At 65.3% G+C, this 23,468-nt stretch carries 16 protein-coding genes; 6 read left to right on the forward strand and 10 right to left on the reverse strand.

Annotated elements, in window-relative coordinates:
* Positions 1-54 precede the first annotated feature (54 nt).
* From rpsF to rplI, 4 genes are read left to right on the forward strand one after another with little or no spacing between them, the layout of a single operon-like run.
* Positions 55-435 carry a 30S ribosomal protein S6 gene (rpsF, locus tag CGU34_RS15370; protein ID WP_036294257.1) on the forward strand — a complete coding sequence of 127 codons (381 nt, stop codon included), beginning with the start codon at positions 55-57 and terminating at the stop codon, positions 433-435.
* A 5-nt stretch (positions 436-440) separates the two neighbouring features.
* Positions 441-953 carry a single-stranded DNA-binding protein gene (locus tag CGU34_RS15375; protein WP_100812532.1) on the forward strand — a complete coding sequence of 171 codons (513 nt, stop codon included), beginning with the start codon at positions 441-443 and terminating at the stop codon, positions 951-953.
* 54 nt (positions 954-1,007) lie between these two features.
* Positions 1,008-1,262 carry a 30S ribosomal protein S18 gene (gene rpsR, locus CGU34_RS15380; protein ID WP_100812531.1) on the forward strand — a complete coding sequence of 85 codons (255 nt, stop codon included), beginning with the start codon at positions 1,008-1,010 and terminating at the stop codon, positions 1,260-1,262.
* An 8-nt stretch (positions 1,263-1,270) separates the two neighbouring features.
* Positions 1,271-1,723, forward strand: coding sequence for a 50S ribosomal protein L9 (gene rplI / locus CGU34_RS15385; RefSeq protein WP_100812530.1), 453 nt, complete (start codon positions 1,271-1,273; stop codon positions 1,721-1,723).
* A 107-nt stretch (positions 1,724-1,830) separates the two neighbouring features.
* Here rplI and CGU34_RS15390 read toward each other — a convergent pair whose 3' ends face one another.
* Positions 1,831-3,312, reverse strand: a complete 1,482-nt coding sequence (locus CGU34_RS15390; RefSeq protein WP_100814608.1) for a chaplin family protein — start codon at positions 3,310-3,312, stop codon at positions 1,831-1,833.
* Positions 3,313-3,398: 86 nt separating this feature from the next.
* Entirely contained in the window at positions 3,399-4,475 is a 1,077-nt protein-coding gene (locus CGU34_RS15395) for a hypothetical protein (protein WP_100814609.1), read from the reverse strand.
* Between the two features lie 602 nt (positions 4,476-5,077).
* Here CGU34_RS15395 and dnaB point away from each other — a divergent pair.
* Positions 5,078-6,418 carry a replicative DNA helicase gene (dnaB, locus tag CGU34_RS15400; RefSeq protein WP_440344742.1) on the forward strand — a complete coding sequence of 447 codons (1,341 nt, stop codon included), beginning with the start codon at positions 5,078-5,080 and terminating at the stop codon, positions 6,416-6,418.
* A gap of 301 nt (positions 6,419-6,719) precedes the next feature.
* On the forward strand, positions 6,720-10,508 hold the full coding sequence (locus CGU34_RS15405; protein WP_036294295.1) for a toll/interleukin-1 receptor domain-containing protein: 3,789 nt from the start codon (positions 6,720-6,722) through the stop codon (positions 10,506-10,508).
* An 82-nt stretch (positions 10,509-10,590) separates the two neighbouring features.
* Here CGU34_RS15405 and CGU34_RS15410 read toward each other — a convergent pair whose 3' ends face one another.
* The 8 genes from CGU34_RS15410 to CGU34_RS15445 all read right to left on the reverse strand — a co-directional run bounded on the left by CGU34_RS15410 (position 10,591) and on the right by CGU34_RS15445 (position 23,440).
* Positions 10,591-11,565, reverse strand: coding sequence for a DUF4231 domain-containing protein (locus CGU34_RS15410; RefSeq protein ID WP_081766081.1), 975 nt, complete (start codon positions 11,563-11,565; stop codon positions 10,591-10,593).
* Positions 11,489-12,034, reverse strand: a complete 546-nt coding sequence (locus CGU34_RS15415; RefSeq protein WP_036294301.1) for a TIR domain-containing protein — start codon at positions 12,032-12,034, stop codon at positions 11,489-11,491. The genes CGU34_RS15410 and CGU34_RS15415 overlap by 77 nt, the downstream gene beginning before the upstream one ends.
* Positions 12,035-12,092: 58 nt before the next feature.
* A complete protein-coding gene (locus tag CGU34_RS15420; RefSeq protein ID WP_036294304.1) occupies positions 12,093-15,488 on the reverse strand; it encodes a DUF499 domain-containing protein in 3,396 nt (1,131 codons plus the stop codon).
* 5 nt (positions 15,489-15,493) lie between these two features.
* Complete coding sequence (locus CGU34_RS15425; protein ID WP_036294307.1) at positions 15,494-18,289, reverse strand: DUF1156 domain-containing protein; 2,796 nt, start codon at positions 18,287-18,289, stop codon at positions 15,494-15,496.
* A gap of 43 nt (positions 18,290-18,332) precedes the next feature.
* Positions 18,333-21,932, reverse strand: coding sequence for a helicase-related protein (locus CGU34_RS15430; protein ID WP_051512831.1), 3,600 nt, complete (start codon positions 21,930-21,932; stop codon positions 18,333-18,335).
* A 70-nt stretch (positions 21,933-22,002) separates the two neighbouring features.
* Entirely contained in the window at positions 22,003-22,185 is a 183-nt protein-coding gene (locus tag CGU34_RS15435; RefSeq protein WP_036294314.1) for a helix-turn-helix domain-containing protein, read from the reverse strand.
* Positions 22,186-22,233: 48 nt separating this feature from the next.
* Entirely contained in the window at positions 22,234-23,043 is an 810-nt protein-coding gene (locus tag CGU34_RS15440; RefSeq protein ID WP_100814611.1) for a hypothetical protein, read from the reverse strand.
* Entirely contained in the window at positions 23,036-23,440 is a 405-nt protein-coding gene (locus CGU34_RS15445) for a hypothetical protein (RefSeq protein ID WP_036294802.1), read from the reverse strand. The genes CGU34_RS15440 and CGU34_RS15445 overlap by 8 nt, the downstream gene beginning before the upstream one ends.
* Positions 23,441-23,468 lie beyond the last annotated feature (28 nt).

Below are 23,468 nucleotides of genomic sequence, written 5' to 3' on the forward strand. Positions count from 1 at the left end.
CTCCTGCTGTCGAGAGATGCTCGGCAGCCGTTCTAGTCCGAAGGAGGTGGGTTAGTGACGCACCAGTACGAACTCATGGTCATCCTCGATCCCGAGATCGACGAGCGCACGGTCGCCCCGAGCCTCGACAAGTTCCTGAAGGTCATCACGAACGATGGTGGCTCGATCGACAACGTCGACATCTGGGGCCGCCGCCGTCTCGCGTACGAGATCCAGAAGAAGAACGAGGGCATCTACGCCGTCGTCAACTTCACGGCCACCAGCGCCGCCACTCAGGAGCTCGACCGTCAGCTGAAGCTGTCCGAAGCCGTCATGCGCACCAAGGTGCTGCGTGCGGAAGAGGGCTTCGCTCAGGTCGAGGCCGAGAAGAAGCGCGCCGAAGAGAAGGCCGCCCGCAAGGCTGCCGCGCCCGCCAAGGCCAAGAAGGACGCGTAACCGCGATGGCCGGCGAGACGATCATCACCGTCGTGGGTAACCTCACGGCCGATCCCGAACTGCGGTACACGCAGAACGGGCTCCCCGTCGCGAACTTCACGATCGCGTCGACGCCGCGCAACTTCGACCGTGCCGCCAACGAGTGGAAGGACGGCGAAGCGCTGTTCCTCCGCGCATCGGTCTGGCGCGAGTTCGCCGAGCACGTCGCGGGGTCGCTGACCAAGGGCATGCGGGTCATCGCGACCGGTCGCCTCAAGCAGCGTTCGTACGAGACGCGCGAGGGCGAGAAGCGCACCTCGATCGAACTCGAGGTCGACGAGATCGGCCCCTCGCTGCGTTACGCGACCGCTCAGGTCACGCGTGCCGCAAGCGGCGGCGGTGCCGGTGGCGGTCAGGGTCGTCAGCAGGTCGCCGAGGAGCCCTGGGCTACGCCCTCCGCCTCCTCGTCTGCTGGCGGCAACGCCGGTGGCGAAGCCTGGAGCGCTCCCGGCGCATACGGCGACGACACCCCCTTCTAAGCATTTCGGATGCCTGTGGCCCAGGCATCCCACCACAACCAAGGAAGACCACTTATGGCTGGAAAGTCGAGCGGCGACCGCCGCAAGCCGCGTAAGGGCGGGAAAGTCACCGCCCCCGCAAAGGCGATTCGCGTTGGCATCATCGATTACAAGGATGTCCCCACGCTTCGCAAGTTCATCTCGGAGCGTGGGAAGATCCGCGCCCGTCGTATCACCGGTGTCTCGGTGCAGGAGCAGCGTCTGATCGCCACGGCGATCAAGAACGCGCGCGAAATGGCGCTCCTGCCTTACGCCGGCGCGGGTCGTTAAGGAGCACCATGTCGAAGCTGATTCTCACGAACGAGGTCGCCGGGCTCGGTAGCGCCGGCGACATCGTCGATGTCAAGGCCGGGTACGCCCGCAATTTCCTCATCCCCCAGGGATTCGCCGTGGCGTGGAGCCGCGGTGGCGAAAAGCAGGTCGCGTCCATTCGCGCCGCCCGCGAATCGCGCGCGATTCACGACCACGAGTCCGCCGTCGCCCTGAAGGACGCCCTCGAGGGCGCCAAGGTGCGCCTGGCCGTCAAGGCGGGTGTCGAAGGGCGCCTGTTCGGTTCGGTCAAGACCGGTGACATCGCGGATGCCGTCAAGGCCGCCGGTCTCGGTGACCTCGACAAGCGCAAGATCCAGATCACCTCGGCGATCAAGTCGGTGGGCGAGCACGAGGCGACCGTTCGCCTGCGCGATGACCTCACCGCCGTGATCACCCTCCAGGTGGTTGCTGCCAAGTAGTACCGCAACGCGCGGGAACGGATGCCGCGGAACCAGCCCTTTCGGGTCGGCTCCGCGGCATCCGTCTTTTGTGTGGGCGCGTACCCCCCGGTCACACGCCCACACGGTCAGACCCGCGCGGTGCGGCGGCGGAGCGCCGCAGTACCCGCGAGCGCCGCGCCCGTGATGAGCGCGAGCAGGGCGATCCACAGACCGCTTGTCGTGGAACCCGTCAGAGCCAGCGCCGAGACCGACAGGGCCGCGGGGGCCGCACCGATGCCCGCGGTGAAGCCGACCGTGACGCCCGTGCTGGACGTTCCATCGCCGGGCTCTTCCGTACCCGGGGTGCCGGGATCGGTGGGGTCCGTGGGGTTGGTCGGGTCCGTCGGAACGACCGGACCGGTCGGGCCCGTGGTGGTGCTGTCACCCACGACCGAGATCGCGTTACCGCCGAGCGCCAGGGGCAGGTCGATCGGGGCGACGATCTGGCTGCCGCCGAGGGTTCCCTCGGTGCCGCCTGTGGTCGGGCCGTCGGTTCCTCCCGCCGCCGGGGTGGCGACCATGGATCCGGTCGACTCGCTGTCACCGATGACGGAGATGGCATTGCCGCCCGCGGTGACGGGTGCGCCGATGGGCGCGATCACCTGGGTGCCGCCGGCGATGCCGTTGTCGCCCGTGGTGCTTGCGTCCGTTCCGGTTCCGGTGCTCGAGTTACCGTTCGTGGTGCCGGCGTCGGTCGACTGGCTGTCGCCGAGGACCGAGATGGCGTTGCCGCCCGCGGTGACGGGTGCCCCGATGGGTGCGATGACCTGGGTGCCGCCGGCGATGCCGTCGTCGCCCGTGGTGATCGCGTCCGTTCCGGTTCCGGTGCCCGAGGTACCGTTCGTGGTTCCCGCGTCGGTCGACTGGCTGTCGCCGAGAACCGAGATGGCGTTGCCGCCGACGGTGATCGGCGCCTGAACGGGAGCCTGCACCTGGGTGCCGCCGGCGACGCCGTCGTTCCCGTTGGTGCTTGCACCCGACTCCGTGCCGGTTCCCGAAGTTCCGGTGGTGGTGCCGGCGTCGGTCGACTGGCTGTCGCCGAGGACCGAGATGGCGTTGCCGCTCACCGTGACCGGAACCTGGACGGGCGCGATCGCCTGCGTGCCGCCCAAGACCGCGTCCTCACCGGACGTGACGGGTGCGGGAGCAGGCTCGGCTGCCGGGGCCGGGGCCGGAGCCGGAGCTGGAGCGGGTGCCGAGGCATCCGTCGACTCGCTGTCTCCGAGTACCGAGACGGCGTTGCCGCCCACGGTGATCGGAACGGCGACGCTCACGACGCCCTGGGTGCCCGATGCGATGCCGTCCGTGCCCCCGGTGGTGACAGTCGGCGTGGCGGGCGCCGGGGCTGCCGCGGGCGTCGCGGCTCCCGAGCTGGACGAGTCGCCCAGAACAGAGATGCCGTTGCCGCCGATCGTCACCGGCAGGGTGACGCCCACGAGTGCCTGGGTGCCGGATGCCGTGCCGTCTTCTCCGGATGTCTCCGCAGCTTGGGCGACGGTCGCCCCGGCGAAGGCGAGTCCGCCTCCGATGAGCGCCCCGAGGAGCGCTCGCTTGATTGTCCTACGCATGATGATTCTCCTGACTGGATGGGTGTCAGCGCACCGAGTGGCGCACCGGATCGTCTGTCGCGCACGAGTGCGCGACGCGATCCCCGTCAGTCAGGAGAGACGTCGGTTGCGAAGACGGGCGCGCCCGGAAGGGCGTCGTCCGAGAGAGAGCGGATGGCGCCACCGTGCGGGTGCACACGCCACGAGAACTCGACGAGAGCGGCCCACAGCGTCGCTGCGGCCGATACCCCGGCCGAGAGCAGCCCGGGCGACCCTGAGGGCGCAGACGGTGCGTGAGGCCATCCCCAGCGCCCCGAGCCGGTCGACGATGCCGACACGATCGGCACGGCCGATCCGACGATGAGGGCGCCGGCGAAGAACCCACCGAACACCAGCGCCTGTTGCGCCGTGAGTGGCGCAGCGGAGGCCACCGGTTGCACCACCGGTATCGGTTGGGTTTCATCGCCGGGAAGCAGGGTGTCGGGAAGGGGCAGGATTCCCCCGGTGCCCGATTGCGCCGGGTTGCCGACGATCGTGGTGGCTGTGCCGCTGACCACCGTGAGCAGGTGGTCGACCACGGACACGGTCGAACCCACGGTGTCCGTCAGGCCCGTGCCCGTGGTCACGGCGCCGAGCAGCGGGAGCCCATCGATCGCCGCGAGCAGCGGATCGAGGGCCTCTCCGATCGAGACGTTTGAGACGATGCCGGTGGTCGTGTCAGCCACAACGCCCGTGAGCGCGTCGACCGTGTCGGCGGTGCCGTGGAGAGCGGATGTCGTGGCGCCGGTCACACCCGACACGGCCGTGGTCGCGACATTCGCGACCCCCTGGACGAGAGGTGTGACGAGCGGCATGACAGTCGGCGCGGGGGCGGCCCCGGGTGCTGGGGCGGCGGCCGCGGGTGCCTGCGATGCGGGGGCGGGCGCCGGTGCCGGTGGGACGACGGTGTGAATGACGTCGACGACGACGGGTTCGACGGTGTCGATCACGTTCGTGACGGCGGATGTCGTCTGTTGCACGGTCGAACTGACGGCGCCGAGCAGACCGCTCGAATCGTCTTCCGTGGCTGAAGCACTGGCGGAGTGACCGAAAGTCGTGAAGGCGCACCACGCGAGACCGACTCCGCCCGCGAGCAGGAGCAGGCGTGACCATCGACTCTGTCGTGGTTCAACGTCAACGTTCATGTCCTCACCCCCCGGTTGGACAATCTGGTTTGCGCGCCAATGCGTTGTAGGCAGCGAGATTACGCCGGACGCCGGCATTCGTAAACCCCTGTATCGCAAAACGTCCCGAGGTTGTGCACACCCCGACCCTCAATGACGAACCTTCAAGCAGTGCTTCAAACACATCCTGTTTCCACAGGCTGTGGGATTGTGAATCCCAGCTCACGTGATAAAAAAATGCCAAGATGAGATGCTTCTCATCTAGTTGTCCACAGGTTCCATACACAGGCATAGCGGCGTGTCTGACCGAGTTTCCACAAAGTTATCCACAGGGCGTGTTGCGGGCGAATCTGCGGCCCCATACCGTGAGGGAGCGCACTTCGGGGGAGGCTGGAACAGGACGTTCCGGGCGAGTGTCGGAGGTGTCTGATCTGCTGTCGGGGGACCCGGCGATCAGACACACCCGCTCGGCGTTTTCCGAAAGAGATGCGCTCGTCAGGGCTGCATGACGTACTCCGCGCCCCGAGACGGGCCGGACATATTTCCCCTTGCGTGAAGCGAGTGGAGGGCCGGTTTCGGCGGAAGGGAGCGCGGTGTCGATAGCTGACATCTCGGAGGACCGCATGGGCGGAGCCCCCCGCGGCCCCGAAAGGACTCCCCCGCACGACACCCTCGCCGAACAGTCCGCTCTCGGTGGCATGCTGCTGTCGAAGGATGCTGTCGCCGACGTCATCGAGACGCTCCGTGGACCCGATTTCTACGTGCCCAAGCACGAGCTGATCTTCGACGCCATCCTCTCGCTCTATTCGCACGGCGAGCCCACCGACGTGGTCGCTGTCACCGACGAGCTCATCAAAACGGGAGAGCTGCAGCGCGCCGGCGGCGCGGACTACCTGCACACGCTCACGTCGATCGTGCCGACGGCGGCCAACGCCGGGTACTACGCGTCGATCGTCGCCGAACGCGCCCTGCTGCGCCGCTTGGTCGAAGCCGGAACGCGCATCGTGCAGATGGGCTATTCGGGTCAGGGCGAGGCGCTCGACCTGGTGAACAACGCCCAGGCTGAGATCTACTCGGTCAACGGCAACGAGAACACCGAGGACTACGTTCCGCTGACGGTCGCCGTCGATGCGGCCGTCGAAGAGATCGAGGCTGCTCGCGGGCGTGACGGTCAGATGATGGGCGTTCCTACTGGCTTCGCCGACATGGACGACCTGACGAACGGCCTGCATCCGGGCCAGCTGATCATCATCGCCGCGCGGCCCGCCCTCGGTAAGTCCACGCTCGCGCTCGACTTCGCCCGGGCCGCCGCGATCGGGCACAACCTGCCGACCATCTTCTTCTCGCTCGAAATGGGTCGGAGTGAGATTGCGATGCGCCTGATGAGCGCCGAGGGTGCCGTCCCGCTGCACACGATGCGCAAGGGCACGCTCGACTCGCGCGACTGGACGACCATCGCGGCGACCCGTGGCCGCATCAACGACGCCCCGCTCTACATCGACGACAGCCCGAACATGACGCTCGTCGAGATCCGGGCCAAGTGTCGTCGCCTGAAGCAGCGGGCGGACCTGAAGATGGTGGTCATCGACTACCTCCAGCTCATGACGAGCGGTAAGCGCGTCGAGAGCCGTCAGCAAGAGGTCAGTGAGTTCTCGCGTGCGCTCAAGCTGCTCGCCAAGGAGCTCCGGGTGCCCGTCATCGCGCTCTCGCAGCTGAACCGTGGCCCCGAGCAGCGGCAGGACAAGAAGCCCGCCCTCTCGGACCTCCGTGAATCCGGATCGCTCGAGCAGGACGCCGACATGGTCATCCTGCTCCACCGCGAATCGGCCTACGAGGCCGATAGCCCCCGTGCGGGCGAGGCCGACCTGATCGTGGCGAAGAACCGTAATGGTCCGACCCGCACGGTGACGGTCGCCTTCCAGGGTCACTACTCGCGCTTCACCGACATGGCGCCCGGTGGCTGAGCCGATGTTGTAGGTTTTTTTTGAAGTTGTCCATTTCGCAGATGAAATGTCCACGGTGTGTCCATCTGGACATTTCGGAGCACCGAGTTCGCTCGCACCACCATTTGGTTGAGTGTCAACATGGCGTCAGTCATGGTCACCTGGCAGCGCCGGTTGGCGCTACCGACCTCGATCCCGATCGGTGTCAGGCCCACCGCTCGGCGTGACTCCCGGTGCGGCCGAGCGGGGCGAGCACACAACGGTCGCAAGTGTGGGGGACGAGGTTGAGACGCGCGATAAGCTCCGCCGATAGTGTTTCCACGTGGTACTGGACTCCTATGACGCCTTCATCTCACATAGGTCGACGTCAAAGGCTCAGGCCCGCCGCGTCAAGGCCGCGTTGGAGCGATTCGCCCAGCCCAAGAAGGGTGACGAGCCCTTCCGTGTATACCTCGACGAATCCTCGCTGCGAGTGGGCGACCTCACCACTGAGATTGAAACAGGGCTCCAGCGCAGCCGCGCGTTGATCGTTCTGATTGCGCGGGACACTGTCGGGTCTCGGTGGGTTGAGCTCGAGGTTCGCTACTGGCTCTCTCACGGAGGTTCGCCCGATCGCCTGTTCATGGTCCGCGTAGATGACATCGACCTGTCATGGAACGAGACAAGTGCAGACTGGGCACACCCCGATTTGGTCCCGTCGGCGCTACACGGCTTGTTCAGCCGCGAGCAGAAGTTCATCGATCTTGCCTCAGCGGCGAAGGGTGCCGAACGGACCGCGCTGGCTCCCGTGTTCGCTGCCGTCCGCGAACGGCCGATCGAGTCCCTGCTCCTAGAAGAAGCCGACCGGGCACGACGCCGACAGCGGACGATCATGGTCGTCGCGGCGACGATGAGCGTGTTTTTCCTGTTAGCCTTGGCGGCCGGGGTCTGGGCGCTGATCAGCCGCAACCAGGCCGAGGCGGCCACCCGGGAGGCGCTCGGTCAGGCGAACGCGGCACAGGCCATCCTCGCGAGCCAGACAGACCCCGTCCAGGCTGCGCAGTACGCGCTCCGGGCGTCTGAGTACTCGGAGTCGCTGCCAGTTCGCGCGGCCATGCTCGCTGTCGCTGGAAGTTCCGCGAACCTGATCCACAGTTTCGACGTTCCCGAGGGGTCCAGCGCGGACAGCGCGATTTTCACGCCCGACGGCAGCATCGTCGGCACTATTACCCGCTCGAGCACGGACCGCGACGAGACCCAGCTCGAGCTCCGCGAGGTGGAGACAGCCGAAGTGATCGCCTCCACGTCACTGCCGCATCAAATCGCCTGGGTGCGACTACTCTCGGACGCCGTTGGGGTCCTCTGCTCCTACCGGACGGGGACGCACCTCATTCAGGTCGACGACGGTACGGTGTCCTTCACCGATCTGGACGCGCAGCCCGATGCCGGGGGGTTGCCCGACGGCGCGCAGGGGATGCCGGAGACATACTCGTCCTGCGCCGAGCCGGTCGCAGTCCGTGACGGGCTTCTCGTCTCCACGATCAACGGCAACGCCACAACTGGCAAGCAGCGACTTGACCTCGTGCGAGCCTCGGGCTACGCAACCACGTTGGCAACTTTCGACAGTCCGAGCCGGTCGCTGTCCTTCGAGGCCGTCGCCACTGGCGCCGGTCACGTCCTAGTTCTTGACCCCACGGGCGCACAGATCATCGATACGGCTGCCGGCACGATCACTCCGATCAGCGGCGCCGCGGTGCCGACAGATATTGACATCACCGACAGCGACTACAAGGGTGAGTTCTTCGGCAAGACCGACGAGCACGAGTGGCTGCTTGTTCGTCGAGACGACTCAGGATTCACCGCGACCTCCGTTTCGCTCGACAACACCGTCTGGGGTGCAGCGCCCTTGGTCGACGCCGACGGGCTGTTCACCGGGCAGGTGGTGGCGCTCGACCACGGCAGCGTGATCTCGCTCCCCGGATCGGGCAAGGAGTACACCCTGGGCGATGACCGCAGCCGGAACACTGGCGCATCCAGCAGGCAGTGGAACCAGTACCTCCCGACGCTGCGTCGGCTCGACGATGCGAAGTACGTAGCGGTTTTCGGATCGTCCGTATTCGTCGTCGACCTCAACCCGTCGTACCCCCTCGAGCAGGGGTGGGGCAGGGCCGCGGTCGGCGACGAGTCGTCCGATACCTCCCGCACCGACGATTGGGCGGTCGTCAACGTTGGCGTAAGCCTGCAGAGCGCGGGTTCGCAGGGAATGAATCCGATCGCTGCGACATGCGGCAGTGACGTCCTGCTCCAGGCGTCGCCCACCGGGTTCGAAGAGCCCGCCTATGCCAATGGCGGCAAGCTCCTCGTTCGTGCCAACGGCACATACCGCTTGGTGCCCGACTCGACGACGTTCTCAGCAGGCTGCGCGGTCTTGGAGTCGACGCCAGCGGTCGCGATCCTCAGCACCGACCCCGCGGACGACCAGGTGCTGCTGCCGGGCGTCAGCGCCAATGCGCGGGTGCACGTCAGTGAGCAGGGCGAGGTCGCGGTTCTTCGTGGAGAGACACCGGTGGCGATCTTCCGCTCCTATTCGCAGTCTCGCGCGTGGTCGATGGAGCACCACATCAATTACACATCGCTGAACCCCCACACCATCGGAAGCAGCGGCGAGAACACCATCCGGCAGACGGAGGGCGGATTCGACTTCACCCAAGCTGACAGCTCAGCCGCCGAGATCTCGTTCGATAACCCCGACGGATGGCAGGCCGTGTCGCCGGACGCGACGCAGCTTGTCGCGCTCGACGCTGCCTCCGAACCCCAGCTTGTGACCGCGGACGGAGTGAGAGGCCTGGCTGCCTGCGCCGCGAAAGACGACTCGACCTGGCAGGAGTTCGCCTGGATTCCCGCCGACGGCTATGCAGAGAGCGCCAGCTCAGCGCGCGGCGCGGTACTCGTGAGCAAGCAGTACGACGGGGCCGGCGACGAGCCGACCACGGTCGTCGACTGCGTGACGGGCGAGGAACGGACAGAGTCGACTTTCGCAGGTCAGCGCCTACAGCTCGAACGATACGAGGTGCGCGCCGACGGGGGCGTCATCGAGACGATCGCGCGCCCCCAGGACGACGATGATCCCACGATCGTGACCCAGATCACGTGGACCGGCGACAAGCAGCCGGACACACGCACCCTCTCGACCTCGGACGCCCTCAACTCCGCCGTCTGGTCGCAGGACGGTCGCTTCGTCGTCACGGACAACGGAGCAACAAAGACCGTCCAGGAATGGGCCGATGGCCAGTGGCAGCCGCGCACGGCCCTCGCTTCTGCAGGCACTGCGCAGTTCAGCCCAGACGACCTGCTCGTGCTCACGAACTTCACCTCCACGCAGAGCGCACTCTCCATCGTCGACCCGAGCACCGGTCACGTGATCCTCTCCGACGACCTCGGGGACACCGACTACCTCCGCAACAGTGGCCTACCGATCAGGGTCTCGGACGGGAACATGGTGCTCCAGCTGTGGGAGAAGTCCGACACGGCCGGATCCGCCCTTACCGACGCGCCACTGACCATCCCTGTCGACGTCGATCGCCTCCGCGGCATCCTGTGCGAAGTGAATCGGATCGCGATCTGCGACGGAATAGCGATCGGTGGCTCCAGCGACGCCCCTCGGCCTTCCACGACGCCCAATGCCATGGAGACCGCTCCTTCGCCGAGCGCTTCCGCGGACGCGGCGCTACCTGCGGGCTGGCCGGACGAGCTCGCGGGCGACTGGTGCCCGGCCTCCGATCCCGGGAGCTGCTTCAGCGTCGCGAGCCTGCTCGACGAGTGGCCGAACACCCAACTCAGGTACACCGACCCGTCGACGGAGGTCGACGGGACGACGGACATGACGATCTGCCTGGACCTCGACCTCGAGGACTCTTGCACGACCTCGATGTCGATGTACCTGCGCTACTTCCCGGTTGGAGTCGAATGGGACTGCACGGCGCTCGAGGTCGAAGAGCACGGGTGGCCCGACTGCTACCCCGACTACACCAGTTCGCACGATTCGTCGAAGCCGCGACTGGTCGTGCTGCCCAATCATCAGCATTCGACCGACTACGTCGACACGGAGCCGATGTACCGGGCAACGGACTGAGTTGACACCAACTCGCGGAGAGAGGCTGCAACTGGGAGGAATTTGTGCTCTGGGCTTCAGCACCAAGAGCTATTGGGGACGATCAGCCAATCTTCTCGTTAACCTCACCACGGGAAGCCAGCCACATGGTGTGCTCTCGGCTGATTGCCTCCTCCGCGTCGGCAACGGACCCTGGCCATTCGCTCGCATCGGCGGCGAGCAACGATGTCCTCTGCTTCTCAAGCTCGGCAGCGGTCAGTGCATATGCCGCGCGAAGTGTGACGTGTTGCTTGAGTGCCAGCCAGGCCGCACCCGCACCTATCGCTGCCGCGAGGATCCCGGCGAGATCGAACGTCCAGCCGCCGAAAAGACGTCCAGCCGCGAGTGCTACCGCGATAGCTTCGGCGCACAGTAGAAGCGTTCGCCACCAAGCTGCCGCTCGGCGGTTCGCCTTCGCCTTGCGCGTGTACCAATCGCGTTGTGCCTCCGTTCTGTCGCGCAAGTACACCGAGCGACGAGTGTCAAGATCGGACGCCCTCAGCGCGTCCATCGCGACGGTCGGCGAACTACCGTCACCCGTTGGCACAGACACTGCCTGCGCCACTTGGTGGGCGACCTGGCTCACGCGAGACCTGAAGAGGGTCCTCGCCTCGCTCGGTTCAAGCGATAGGAAGAATGGATCGGCGCCGACGGCGTAGCGCCAGCTGAGCGTCTTCACGGACTCAGCGCCGGCCCGAGCTTGGTACCAGTCTCTCTCGGGTCGAACAAGTGTGATGTAGATCTCTGACCCCAGCGCGAGAGCGAACCCGAGTAGCGCCACCGCGGCCCACACGTCGACCTTCCCGACGAAGAGCGAGTACGACGCCCCAAGCGCAGCGATGACCGTGCCCCCGAGACGAAGGCGGCTACTCCATAGCGTGGCCTTCTGCGCGGAGTTCGAAGCCTCATCAGCTGAGGCAAAGAAGGGTGGCAGATCGGAGTCAACGAGGTGAATCATGGCGTCACGCGTTCCGCATCCGCAGTGCTCGCGTGTTGTTGACCTTGTCAGCGTGAGAGGTTCGACGATTGAACGCGTCATCGATCATTCTTGCAAGGCTTGCAGCGGATGTAGGGTACTTCATCCATCGCGCGTAGCCGTTCTCGCCATCAATGTTGTCGCTCACGCGCGCGGGAGGCTGCCGCCCCGGGGTCTCCGACATGGAGGGCAGAGTGATCGCGACGAGACCGTTGCGTGAACTCGTCACGGTGTTGCGAAGGGAGGCGGCGATCTCCCAATCGACGAAACGACGCCCCCAGGTTTGGGCGCCGACCAAGACGAGCGTCACGCTGCTATCGCGTAGGTAGAGTTCGCGGATACGACGCTTGATGTAGTCGGCGTCGGTGCTGTTGATGACGTCTCCAGCCATCGATGCGCCGATTCCCCGCGAGATGAGCACGTCGTGGTCGTGGTCGAAGTAGTCGATGAAGGCCGCCACTTCAGCTTCGTCCGCATGGTGATAGGACACGAACGTCTTGTGTCGTGTCTTGAGTCTGAGCAGGCTGGTCATGAATGTCCTCCTTTAGGGCTTAGCAAACTCTCTCTGATCGCGTCCACGCACTCCACGGCTACGCGCTCTCGAAGCCGGAGCTCGGGTCGAACTTGAGCACGCGCGCGTTCTCGGAGATCGTGCGCACCTCGCCTTCGCCGAAGCCGTCGCTCTTGCTCGCCTGGATGTCGATCGTGATCTCGAGCTTCGCGCCGGCGCCCGCGAGTCGATCGATGATCTCGCGGGTCACGTTTCCGATGTCCCTCGAGTACCGATCCGGGTCGACCTTCACAGAGCCGAAGTAGCGGCTCGGGCGCCGCGGTGCAACGATGTCTTCGCCCGTCGTCGACGACTCATCCGCTTCTTCATCGACAAGGACGATGTCGATCGGGCCAACCTCCGCGGCACTCTCCTCAGCCGCGCGCGCAGCAGCCTCACGAGCCGCGGCGATGCGATCGGCGGACGCCTGCTCGTCGGCCGTGTTCCAGTCCACCAGGAGCGTGCTGTCGGTCACCTGCATCGCGGTGTTGTGCGCTGGCGGCACGATCAGCCCGCGATAGCGTCCGGACTCGGTGTCCTTCGCCGCCGCGATCGCGAACTTCTCGCCGTCGACGAGGACGGAGTTCAGCGAGCGTTCGATCGCGGAATCGAGGGTCTCCCGTCCGACGAGGCGCGGCAGGTAGACGTACCGGGTGAAATAGCCCCACAGCTCGCCCACGCTGATCTCGCCCTTGTCGCGCCACAACTGTCCGAGCTCCTGATGTAGAGTCGCGCCAAGAATCGGTGCACCGAGTTCGGTGACGAGCTGATCGTCGCGGGACAGCTTCGCGGCGACACGCTCCGCGAGAGAGCGGCCGCTCGAGTCAGGCACCTTGTCCGTGATCAGCTCGAACGGCTTGGTGGCGTCGAACTGTTCAGGGTAGACCGCCCACACGAAGGTGTCGCGGATCCGGTCTGACACCGTCCGGTCGAGACGCGTGACCCAGTCGTCAGTTTGCTTGCGCTGCTGCACCGACAAGTTGAGGCTCTCGCTGGTCGCCTGCACACGCTTCCACGCGAGGTAGCTGCGCGCGGCGGCCTCCAGGCTCTCCAGCTCGCTCTTGTCGGCGATGAGGAAGACGAGGGTGTTGCGATGCACGCGCTGGCTGGCGCCCTTGGTCTCGATCGCGTCGCGCACCCACTGGTGGGCGGACGAGTCGGCGCCGTCCGACTTCCGCCGTGAGTGGCGCGGGTGAACAATCACCAGTCGCGCATCCTCGAGGTCGGGGACGTCGGCGCTGGATGCTGGGGCGACGTGTACACGATCGAACACACCGCGCGCGCGTTCCTCGCCGCGGAGGCGATCGGTGATCTCGTTCCACACCGTCTCGACGTCTTCACGGAGCCGCTCGGCATAGTCGTTAGCGGTCTTTGTCACCGATGGCTGGGTATCGAACCAGTAGTGGCCCTGCTCTTCGTAGAAGTACGTCGAGCGCTGGGCAAGCAGCTCGATCGCACTGCCGAAGTTGCCAAGGGTGTCACCGGGTGCTGCGGTTCCGAGCCAGACGTACTGCTTGTCGAGACCCTTTCGCGACGCCTTGATCCTGGGCGCGGCGCCCATGAAAATCGTTCGCGCGATCCGCTGCGTCACGAACCTCTGCCCCAGGTTGGGGCGGTCCAGGTCGATCTGCTGCGCCATCGATCCTGGGCCGTCGATGTCGGAATCGATGATCGGCTTCCACTGATCCTCGAGGTACTGGGTGAGGTCGGTGTTGACTGTCGTCGCCTCCAGCGGCACGTTGCCGGGGAGGATCAGCGGGGACGTGTCGTTGGACGCCCACAGCTCGTGCACGATCGACGACACGAGCTTGAGCACGCCGCGAGTGCGCTGGAACCGCTCCAGCGTGGACCAGTCCTCGTACAGGCGGTCCAGCAGCTCAGGGTGCAGCGGATACGAAGCTCGGATGCGCTGTTCGTAGTCGTCGCTCGGAGCCGCGGCATCCCGAGGGAACAGCGCCGTATTGCTCCGATACAAGGTGACGAAGCTTCGAGCTACCGCAGAGATCGTGGTGAGGCCCTCAGCGTTGGGCGCCTGGAAGAGTCGGCGCCGCACGATCTCGAAAGACTCGTCCTTGCTCGACGGCCGCCACTGGTCAGCGACCCGGCGGATCACGTTCTGCAGTCGTTCCAGGGCGAGCTGACCGTTGGCGCCACCGATCTCGATGTCGCTTCCGCTCCCCGCTTCGCCGGTGTCGGATGCCGGGATCGAGACGACGAGCATCGCGCCAGGCACCGATCGGACGACTTCCGTCAGCGACTGCGCGAACGTGAACTGCGTCTCGAACGAACCAGACGGAAGCTCCTTGTCCGTCACTAGCTGCCGCGCGTACGCGACCCACTCATCGATCAGGATCAGTGCCGGCGAGTGCTTCGCGATCAGCGTGCGCAATGCTTCGCCCGGGTTCGTCCCGGCGCGGTCGTCCTCAGCAATGAGGTCGTACGCTTCGCGGCCGCCGAGCTGCCAGGCGAGCTCGCCCCAGAGCGTGCGCACCTCGGTCCCGTCGTCCTTGATGAGCGGCGATCCCGCCTTCAAGTACGTGCCGACCAGTGCGACGCGCTTCACGCCCAGCGCCGCAAGATCCGGGCTCCCGGTCTCAGCAATGAGTTCCTGCAGCTCCTGCGGGAAGTCCTTCGCGGGCGTGCCGCTGAAGAGGTGGTAGAGAGCGAGCATCGAGTGCGTCTTGCCGCCACCGAAGTTGGTCTGCAGGTTGACGACCGGGCTCGCGTTGCCGTCCCCGCCGCCCACGCGTCGGAGCGCGCGCGACAGCAGGTCTCGCAGACCCTCCGTGAGGTACGTGCGGGTGAAGAACTCGACCGGATCGCCATACTCGGGGCTCGTCGCCTGACCGGTTCGCACCAGATGCAGGTCGGCTGCGAATTCGGATGCTGTGAACTCGCCTCGTGCCACATCATCGTGCGGGCGGATCACCTCGCGCCAGGGACGCAGACCCGAACCCGGGTCGAGGGTCACCGTCGTCCGCTTGACCTGCTTGCGCGTCTGATCCTCGAAGACCGTGCGCTGCAGGTCGACGCGGAGCTTGCGGACGTCCTCGGCGGAGTCGACCGCGCCGACGGCATGGAGCAGTCGCTCGATCGTGTCGAGCGCGCGCGCCGCGTCATCAGAGCTGAACGGCTCGTTGTGCGCCCACAGGTTGCGTGTCTCGCGGAGCTCAGAGCCGAAGCCCTGCTGTGCCCGTGACAGCATGTCCTTGAATCGGTACCCCTGCTCTGTGATGGCGCGCAGCTGCACCTGGACATCGTGCTTTGTCAGCGTTCGTGCCGGTCCGCCACGGCGTTGAGCATCTTCTTGTGCCCACGCGGCCGGCCAGTCCGATGTGCTGTAGGCGGCGGTCATCACTTCATCGACGGAATCAAGCAGTCCCTCCGACAACAGGTCGAAGGCCTTGCCCACGCGGTCACGGTTGTTCATCGCCATCGAACTCAGTCCCCGTCCTCATCGAAGTCGAACGCCTGCTGAACCGAGCGCGGCGAACCGGCGTGCTTCCGCGCCTGTTCATTCACGTCACCCCACGCACTCACCAACCCGTTGAAGAGGATCGCGTCCTTGGTGTCCCGCTTTTTCTCCGCCTCATGGAACAGAAGGAAGCCCAGTTCCTTCACCGCGTCGAGATTCACCCGTGTCTGCACCGACGGGAGCAGGGCGGCGACCTGGTCGGCGCCATGCTTCGCCATCACTGCGGCGAGTCGGACGGTAGCCTCCCACACACTTACTCGTTCATCCGCTGCAACGTCCCATGCGTTCTCGAGCTGAGTCGGAGACAGTAGCCGCGCTTTGCCACCTCTTGCTTCGAATATGCCCCCACGCTCAAGTGTGCCTAGGGAGGTGTCCGAAGATCGCGCGAGCTGGTCCGCAACGCCTGAGCTTTCTTCGGTCCAGCCGTACTGTCGGTACCACTTGACGGCGAATCGGGTATCAGGATCGAAGTCGGACTCCTGTTCACCGATTACCTCATCGAGCGTGGCGTTCACGAGTAGCAGCGCGTCCTTCACGCTCATGTCGGAACCATCGGCTTCGCGAACCCGCGAGTAGCGAGAGAAGACCTCAATGCCGGGCCCGATAGCAGCCTGCGCAAGATCGACCGGGGCAACATCGCCCTGAATCATCTTGCGGAGCGCATCCGGCAGCTCTGTCTTCAGAGCGGCGACGAATGCTCGTCTGGTGGTAGCGGGGGCGTCGACAGGTCTGGGCCTGCACGCCAGCACGATCGACGAAGCAAGGGCATTCGTCCCGAAGCTCAGCATCCGGCCAGCGCGCTCGCTACGCAGGGGCCAGGTTGCGGTGATCGTCCACCCACCGTCGATCAGCCCGCCGAGCATCGTGTGCCATCCCGTAGATGTTGTGCCGGTATCCCGCACGTCCTGTTGCTTGTAGGCGTAGTAGACGGTGAGTGGGACAAGTCCGTTCGCGGACTCACGCATGCGCGCAAAGACGCTGTTGAAGCCGCTAACAAAGAACTCCGCAGCGCCCGCCTTTCCGCCGTGTCGTGCAGAGTTCGCCACCAACTCGTCCGCCTTCGGTGTCAAGACAGTCTCGAAGAGGGACGGGTGTATGTCGCGCAGCGAGCGTCGGAGCCATACGTAAAAGAAATCGGAGAGATCCGAGTATCCGATGTTGTCGTAGTAGGGAGGATCAGTCGAAACGACAGTCACTGCATAGTCACGCGCGGCTGCGTCGGCTTGGGTGGCTCGTCCAGGGTTACGGGGGTCAGCGGGCATGGCATCAACACCAGCAGCCACCCATTCGACGTGGGCACTGAAGTTGCCGACTGAGTTCGAGAACGGGTTGATTTCCACGTAGTCCCAAACCATGGGCAAAGCTTGTCGCGAGAAGGTGTCCCGAACGCCCTCGATCTGCGTGATCCAGCTACACAAGGTGGACGACCAATCCGCGAGCTTGCTCACCGCGAAAGCGAGGTACGTCGCGACTGCGTCTGCGTACGCAATCGCCCCGTTCCCACCAAGAGCGATTCCCTCTCCGTCTTCCATCCCGGCGCTACGCGCATCGTCCACCACGCGCCCGTGGACCTCACCGATGAGATCACTGAACGTCGACAACGCGGCCAACTGACGGGACGAGAAGAGGTCGGTGAAGTGCCTGAAACCATAAAGGGAAACGTTCCGTGATGCAGGTCCCCCCTCGGGGATCTCGCCAATCGGGAGATCCTGTGGTGGGGGAGTGACTGCGGCACGGATTTGCACGTCGTCTGCGGGAAGGTAGAGCCGCGACCGAGAGCCTTCGGCGACCGTCGCCATGAGCTGTGTGCCCATTCGTCCTGCCGTGGCTTCGGAGCGCAGATAGTCCCAGGACATAGGCGTTCCATCGACGATCGAGATAGCGCCGCCCTTGTCCCGACCGACGGATCCATCCTCGCCAACCGGGCCTGAGCGCCCGTGTTCGATCCTGAAGCTCACACCGCGCCCGCTCACCTCGGGGGTCAGATAGGTTTCCCGACCCTTCTTCTTGCTGAGCCACCACGTCCGCGCTAGCGGAACGCTTATCGGGTTGGCGGGGTTCGGGTTTGTGACAGTTCGAGCCCAGATCCAGCCGACGACCGTGTGCTCGGTGCCTTCCGCAGTCGTCGCTTTGGGATACAGGTGGCCAATACGAGCCCATGCCGCCTCCCGGAGCCACTCGCCGTAACGGCGCACATCCTCGGCGAGCCCGGCAGCTCGGCTCCATGGGACCGTGCGTGACTCTGCATCTGGGTTGACCGGCGCCCTATCCGCGAAGACTGGGGGGATTTCGATTAGACCCTTGTTCTTGAGGACAGCGACTGGGTTCAGATCGGACGCCGATGCTTGCAGGCCGAGCCTCTGCGCCTCGAGGGGAATCGCTCCGCCGCCGGCAAAGGGGTCTAGGAATGTCAGGGGCGTGTCGCCATTGCTGCGAACGATCTCCGCGCGCGCCTTCGCGAGCAGCTCCTCGTTGGAGGAGTTCTCCCACTTGCACAGCTCCTCAAGGAGTCCGTGGAGTCGACGTCGTTCCGCGTCCTGGGCATCCACTGAGGGGAACTCATCGGGCCGCGATGAGGGATCGTCGACCAGCTGAGCAAACAGCACCGCACGCGCTGCCGCGAGCGGGCGTGGGGCCCAGTACAGGTGCATTGTGGAAGGATGACCCTTCCTGGGGACTGACTTTTCATGTTCCGCCGCCGCGTTGATGGCTTCGAGCGGAAGAGAGGTTTCGATGAGCTTCTTCTTGGGCGTTGCGTTCACGGCTGCGTCTCTCGTAGGTCGATGGCTGTTTCGATCGGGCCCGTCATCGCGGTGGGCCTCCGCGATCCCAGTAGTCGCGCCATTCCTCGTTGTACGACCGAGTTGTTGCTGACGGCTCGATGTGCGTGAATGCGTCGAGGACATACCGAAGCCGGTCGTGCTCCTCGCCATCGGGCGACACGAGCACGAGCGCGAGTCGGTGACGATCGCCTTGAGTCTGGGCAAAGGTGACTTCGTTGGTCGTGATGGTGAAGGTGTCGGATCCTTCGACCCGCCCCTTCACTTCGATGTAGTGGATGCGTCCCTCGTTGTCGTACGACTGGATGTCGTAGCCGGGGTTGTTCCGGGGCATCTCGAGAGGGTTGCGGCCGAGTGCGAGCTCCGCGGCGAAAACTGCCTCGACTGCACGTCGCTCGACTAACTCGGTCTCGCGCGCAAATGTCCGAGGGGCGGCATCCTCATCTCCCGGAGCGAGACGCTGACTCGGCACAACGATCGCTGATCCACGGACGACCGCGGGCAACGCGACGAGCTGCGTGCTTTCGTCGAGCGCGCGGAGCCGCTTCTCGAGTCGTTCGTCGAGCTGTCGCGCTCGTTGGAGCGCGGCTTCTGCGCGGATGCGGCCAATGGTACCGGCGCGTTCGAGAGCTTCGAGGCGGTTGTGCTCGCGATCCCAGTGGTTGATCTCGGCGAGCAGTCGCTCTTTGACCTGCACGCGGGTGCGGTCGACGTCTACCGAGATCCGCGCGCTGAGCTCCTCCATGCGGGGGGCGAGTCCGTCGCGGTATGCCCACGCGCGGATGGATCGTTCGTGATCGCTCTTCGACCACTCGGCGTCAAGGACCGTCGCGATTGCATCGGCCTCGTCGGGGTCTGGTGCGTCGTAGTCGAGGTACGGAGGCGCGGCTGCCAACGTTACGTCGCCTGCGGTGTCGAGGACAGGGTAGTCGAAGTGGTGCGAGACAGTGTCGGGGTCGGGGGTGGCGTTCTGGATACGCTGCTCGACCGCGTAGAGCAGTGCGGTTCGGTCGCACTGCTGTTCACGACGGTCGACGAACACTGTGCCCTGCTTGAGGACCGGGCCGAGATCCTCAATGGTGAGCTCGATGACGGCCTGCAACAACGGGTGGCCGGGTGCGAGCAGCGCGGCCTGAGTCTGACCCTCGGGACGAACATGCACGGTCTCGAACGTGACCCGTTCATATCGCTCCGGCACGGGCGCCCACCTGTTGAGCCTGCGGGCGGTGTCGATGACACGCTGGGGCACGCGAGTGATCTCGTAGCGCCCCTTCTCGCGGCGCCGGATTCGGCCGCCCAGTCGTTCGAAGGCGGGAATGAAGAAGGCTGCGATGTAGCCGGGCTGCAGTCGCCGCTCGCGGGCTTTCTCCATGCGTCCACGGATCTCTTCGAGGTTGAGCGAGGAGTACATCTCGGGGTGCAACGCGCGCTCGGCCACCATCGTGTCGAGACCGTGAGCGACGCTCGCGTCGATGACGCGGTCCAGCTCAGCCTTCCGCTCAGGCTGGTCACCGTAGCGGATCGCCTCGATCAGCAACTCGCGGAGAGACTTCTCCTGGAAGGCATCCGCGTCGCCAAGAACGTTGAAGAGGTTGCCGCTGTACGCGATCGACATCTGGTCGATCTTTGACAGCAACCGCGTGAAGACATCTCCTTCGCGAGTGTCCTTGGCGACCATGTTCCACAGATGACAGACCTCGCGCTGTCCGATGCGGTGGATCCGCCCGAAGCGCTGCTCGATCCGGTTCGGGTTCCACGGCAGGTCGTAGTTGACCATGAGATGCGCGCGTTGCAGGTTGAGGCCTTCACCCGCGGCATCCGTCGCCAACAGCACGACGGTATTGCGGTCGTAAGTGAACTGCTCGCGCGCCGCTTTGCGATCTTCACGGCGGGTGCCGCCGTGAATGGTGATGACTGACTCGGGGCGTCCCAGCTGCGTCGTGATCTTCTGCCGCAGGTAGTCCAGCGTGTCCTTGTGCTCGGTGAAGATGATGATCTTGCGCGGCTCGCCGGAGTCGTCGTGGACGAGGAGCTGGTCGTCGAGGATCGCTCGCAGCTGCACCCACTTCTTGTCGTCGTCGAGCAGCCGAACTCGACGTGCGACACGGATGAGGTCTTCGAGGATCGTGATCTCCGCGCGGAGCTCTCCGATCGACTCCGCGGCGGTGGCGAGGTCCACGACCTCGTCGACGCGCGCTTCGAACTGTGCGCGCTCTTCCTCGGCGACCTCCTCGTCGAGGTCGTCGAACGAGTCGGGGTCGAAGTTCGGGATCGAGTTGGACGCGTCCTCGAAGTCGAGAGTCGTGCGGCCCGTCGACCACTCGTCGATCGTCGCCGTCATCGAGGTGCTGTACCGTGCCTCGTCGGTCGCACGCTGCCATTCGCGCAGACGCGTCTCAAGTCTCACCTGGCGCCGCTCAAGCGATCGGAGGATCGCTTCAGGGCTCGAGGCGAGGCGTCGCTGCAGAACGGTGAGCGCGAACCCCACGTTGTTGCCGCGCTTCTTGTCGCCGGCCTGCGCGAGGCGTTCCGCGCGGCCCATCTCAGTGCGGACATAACCGGTGACGAGTTCGTACAGTTCGCGTTCTGCGTCGCTGAGCTCGTACTCGACCGTGTAGGCGCGGCGTTCAGGGAACAGTGGTTTGCCCTCGAAGGTGAGGAGCTCTTCCTTCACCATTCGGCGCATCAGTCCACGCGTGTCGGTCCGATGAACACCGGCGCGGAACTGTCCCTCGAACCGATCCCGATCCAGCAGCGACATGAACAGCTGAAAGTCCTCTTCCTTCCCCGCGTGCGGTGTCGCTGTCATCAGGAGGAAGTTGTGCGCGGTCTCGGCGAGCAGTCGGCCGAGCCGGAACCGCTTCGTCTCGTCGACTTGACCCGCCCAGGAGGAGTAATGCGCAGACATCCGGTGCGCCTCGTCGACAACGACCGCGTCCCACGTCACGTCGGAGAGCTGCTCGATCAGGTCGTCGCTGCGGGAGAGCTGGTCCATCCGTGCGATCAGGAACGGGTGCTCGGCGAACACGTTGCGGCCTTGTGCATCGTCGATCATCTGGCGGTTGAAGATCTCGAACGAGAGGTCGAACTTCTGCGACAGCTCTTCACGCCACTGCTCTACGAGGCCGCCGGGGGCGACGATCAGCGCTCGTTCGCAGTCGGCGCGGAGGATGAGCTCCTTGAGGTAGAGGCCGGCCATGATCGTCTTGCCGGCGCCGGGGTCGTCGGCGAGCAGGAACCGCAGCGGGATCCGCGGGAGGAGCTCTTCGTACACCGCGCGGATCTGATGCGGCAACGGGTCGACGTCCGAGCTGTTCACCGCCGCCATCGGGTCGTAGAGCGCGGCGTACTTGATGCGCAACGCTTCGGCCGCAAGCCGGAACTCGTCAGGGTCGCCGTCGAACGCGGGTGCGTTACCCAGCTCCGTGACTAGTTCGAGCTTGCCGGCATCGAGCTCGGTGATGGTGCGTTCGCCGGTCCGACCCGAGTCATCGCGGAAGAAGATCTCGACGAGCGCGTCGTCCAGCGGTGTCACGCCGACGAGTGTCACCGGCTGCCCGGGCAGGACACCGCGCAGGCGTTGCCCGGCGCGCAGCGATGCGAGCGTCACTGTGGGTGCGTGCACGTGGTTCCTCCCCTGGAAAATGGCAAGTCGATCAGGATACGTCGTGCCGCCGACATCGCGGCCGACTGGGTCAGTCCGGAGATCCTGCGTCCCCCCTGCGTACCCAGTCGTCGACCTCGCTCGCCTGGAACTTCCACAGACGCCCGACCTTGTGCGCCGGCATCCCCTTGTCGGAGATCCAGGCGTAGATCGTGTCTTTGGTCACGCCCAAGTGCTCAGCGATGTCGTCGGCAGAGAGCCACGGCTCTGACATTCACGCCCCCATGCGGATCGAGCCGGATTTTTCCGGGTATGGCCGATCCTATCGGGAACCCTCGCCCTCGTCGCCATTGAGGTGCCCGACTTCGTCAACGGCCGCCAGCAGCTCTTCGAGGTGCATGTGAAGTTCGTCGTACGCCTGCATAAAGAACATCAAGCCCATGTTGAGTGGGGGCGTGCCGTCCAGGTCGGCGAGGACCTCTCGAGCCTCGCGGACCGCTGTCTGCAGCCGCGTCTCGATTCCGGGCAGCCTCTGGATCCACGCGTCGATGACGCTGAACGGGACTGGTGAGAAGTCGTGGGCGTCGACGCCGACGTGGAACTGATGCCCATTCGGGCCATGGTCCCGCGCGTGCGTGTGCCCGTGGATGAGCGGGATGCCGTCGTCCCACCGTGGGCGATGCGACGTGTGGCGGTCCTGTTCCTGGCTGTCGCCGGCGTAGGGGTAGTGCGAGGCGATGATCCGGTACCCGTGGCGGGTGCCCTCGATGACCTCTGGGAGGATCTCCCAGCCCGCCGCTTCGTACATGGGCAGGAATCGCTCTATCGCCCGTTTCGACTGTGTCGCGGGTGAGACGCGATCGTGGTTCCCGGGTACGAGCAGCCTGCGCCCGTTGAGCCGCGCGGTGAGCGCGATCGATTCCTCGATCGAGCCGAGCGCCACGTCGCCAAGGTGAAGGACGACGGCGCCTGGCGACACCGTGTCGTTCCATCGGCAGACGAGATCCTCGTTCATCTCCTCGACGGTGGAATAGGGCCGACCGGCGAGTTCGCTGATGCGGGCGTGGCTGAAGTGCGTGTCGGAGGTGACGAAGTCGACCTGATCGAAGTCGAACGTCGGATAGTCAAGCACCTCGAACCTCGTCGTTGGCGTTTATGTCGAAGGCGCGCAGGAGGAGCCGTTCCACGTCGCTCACCGGCTCAGGAGGAAGATCCTTCATCTCGTCGCGGAGCCGGTCCAGCGCCTGTTCGATCAGTGGGCGGTGTTGGTCACGCCAGGCGCGGATCCCAGGATCGCGCAGGAGGCCGGACTCTGCGCTCCCCTCGTAGCCGAGCAGCAGCTCGGTGTCGATAACCGACGCCATGACACGCGCATCGATGTTTGGCGACGAGCGCAGGCTCGACAGGTGGGTGACGGCATCCGAGCCAGACACATCGATGCGGTAGCGCTGGATGTCGCCATACTCCGTCGTCTCGGTCTTGACGTGGGAGACCGTGATGGAGCGCCCGCCGATGATGATTTCTCGCACGCGTGCCCCTCGATCCGAACTGGCCAAT

The organism is Microbacterium lacus (genome assembly GCF_002812805.1).
In the GTDB taxonomy this organism is placed as follows: Bacteria; Actinomycetota; Actinomycetes; order Actinomycetales; family Microbacteriaceae; genus Microbacterium; species Microbacterium lacus_A.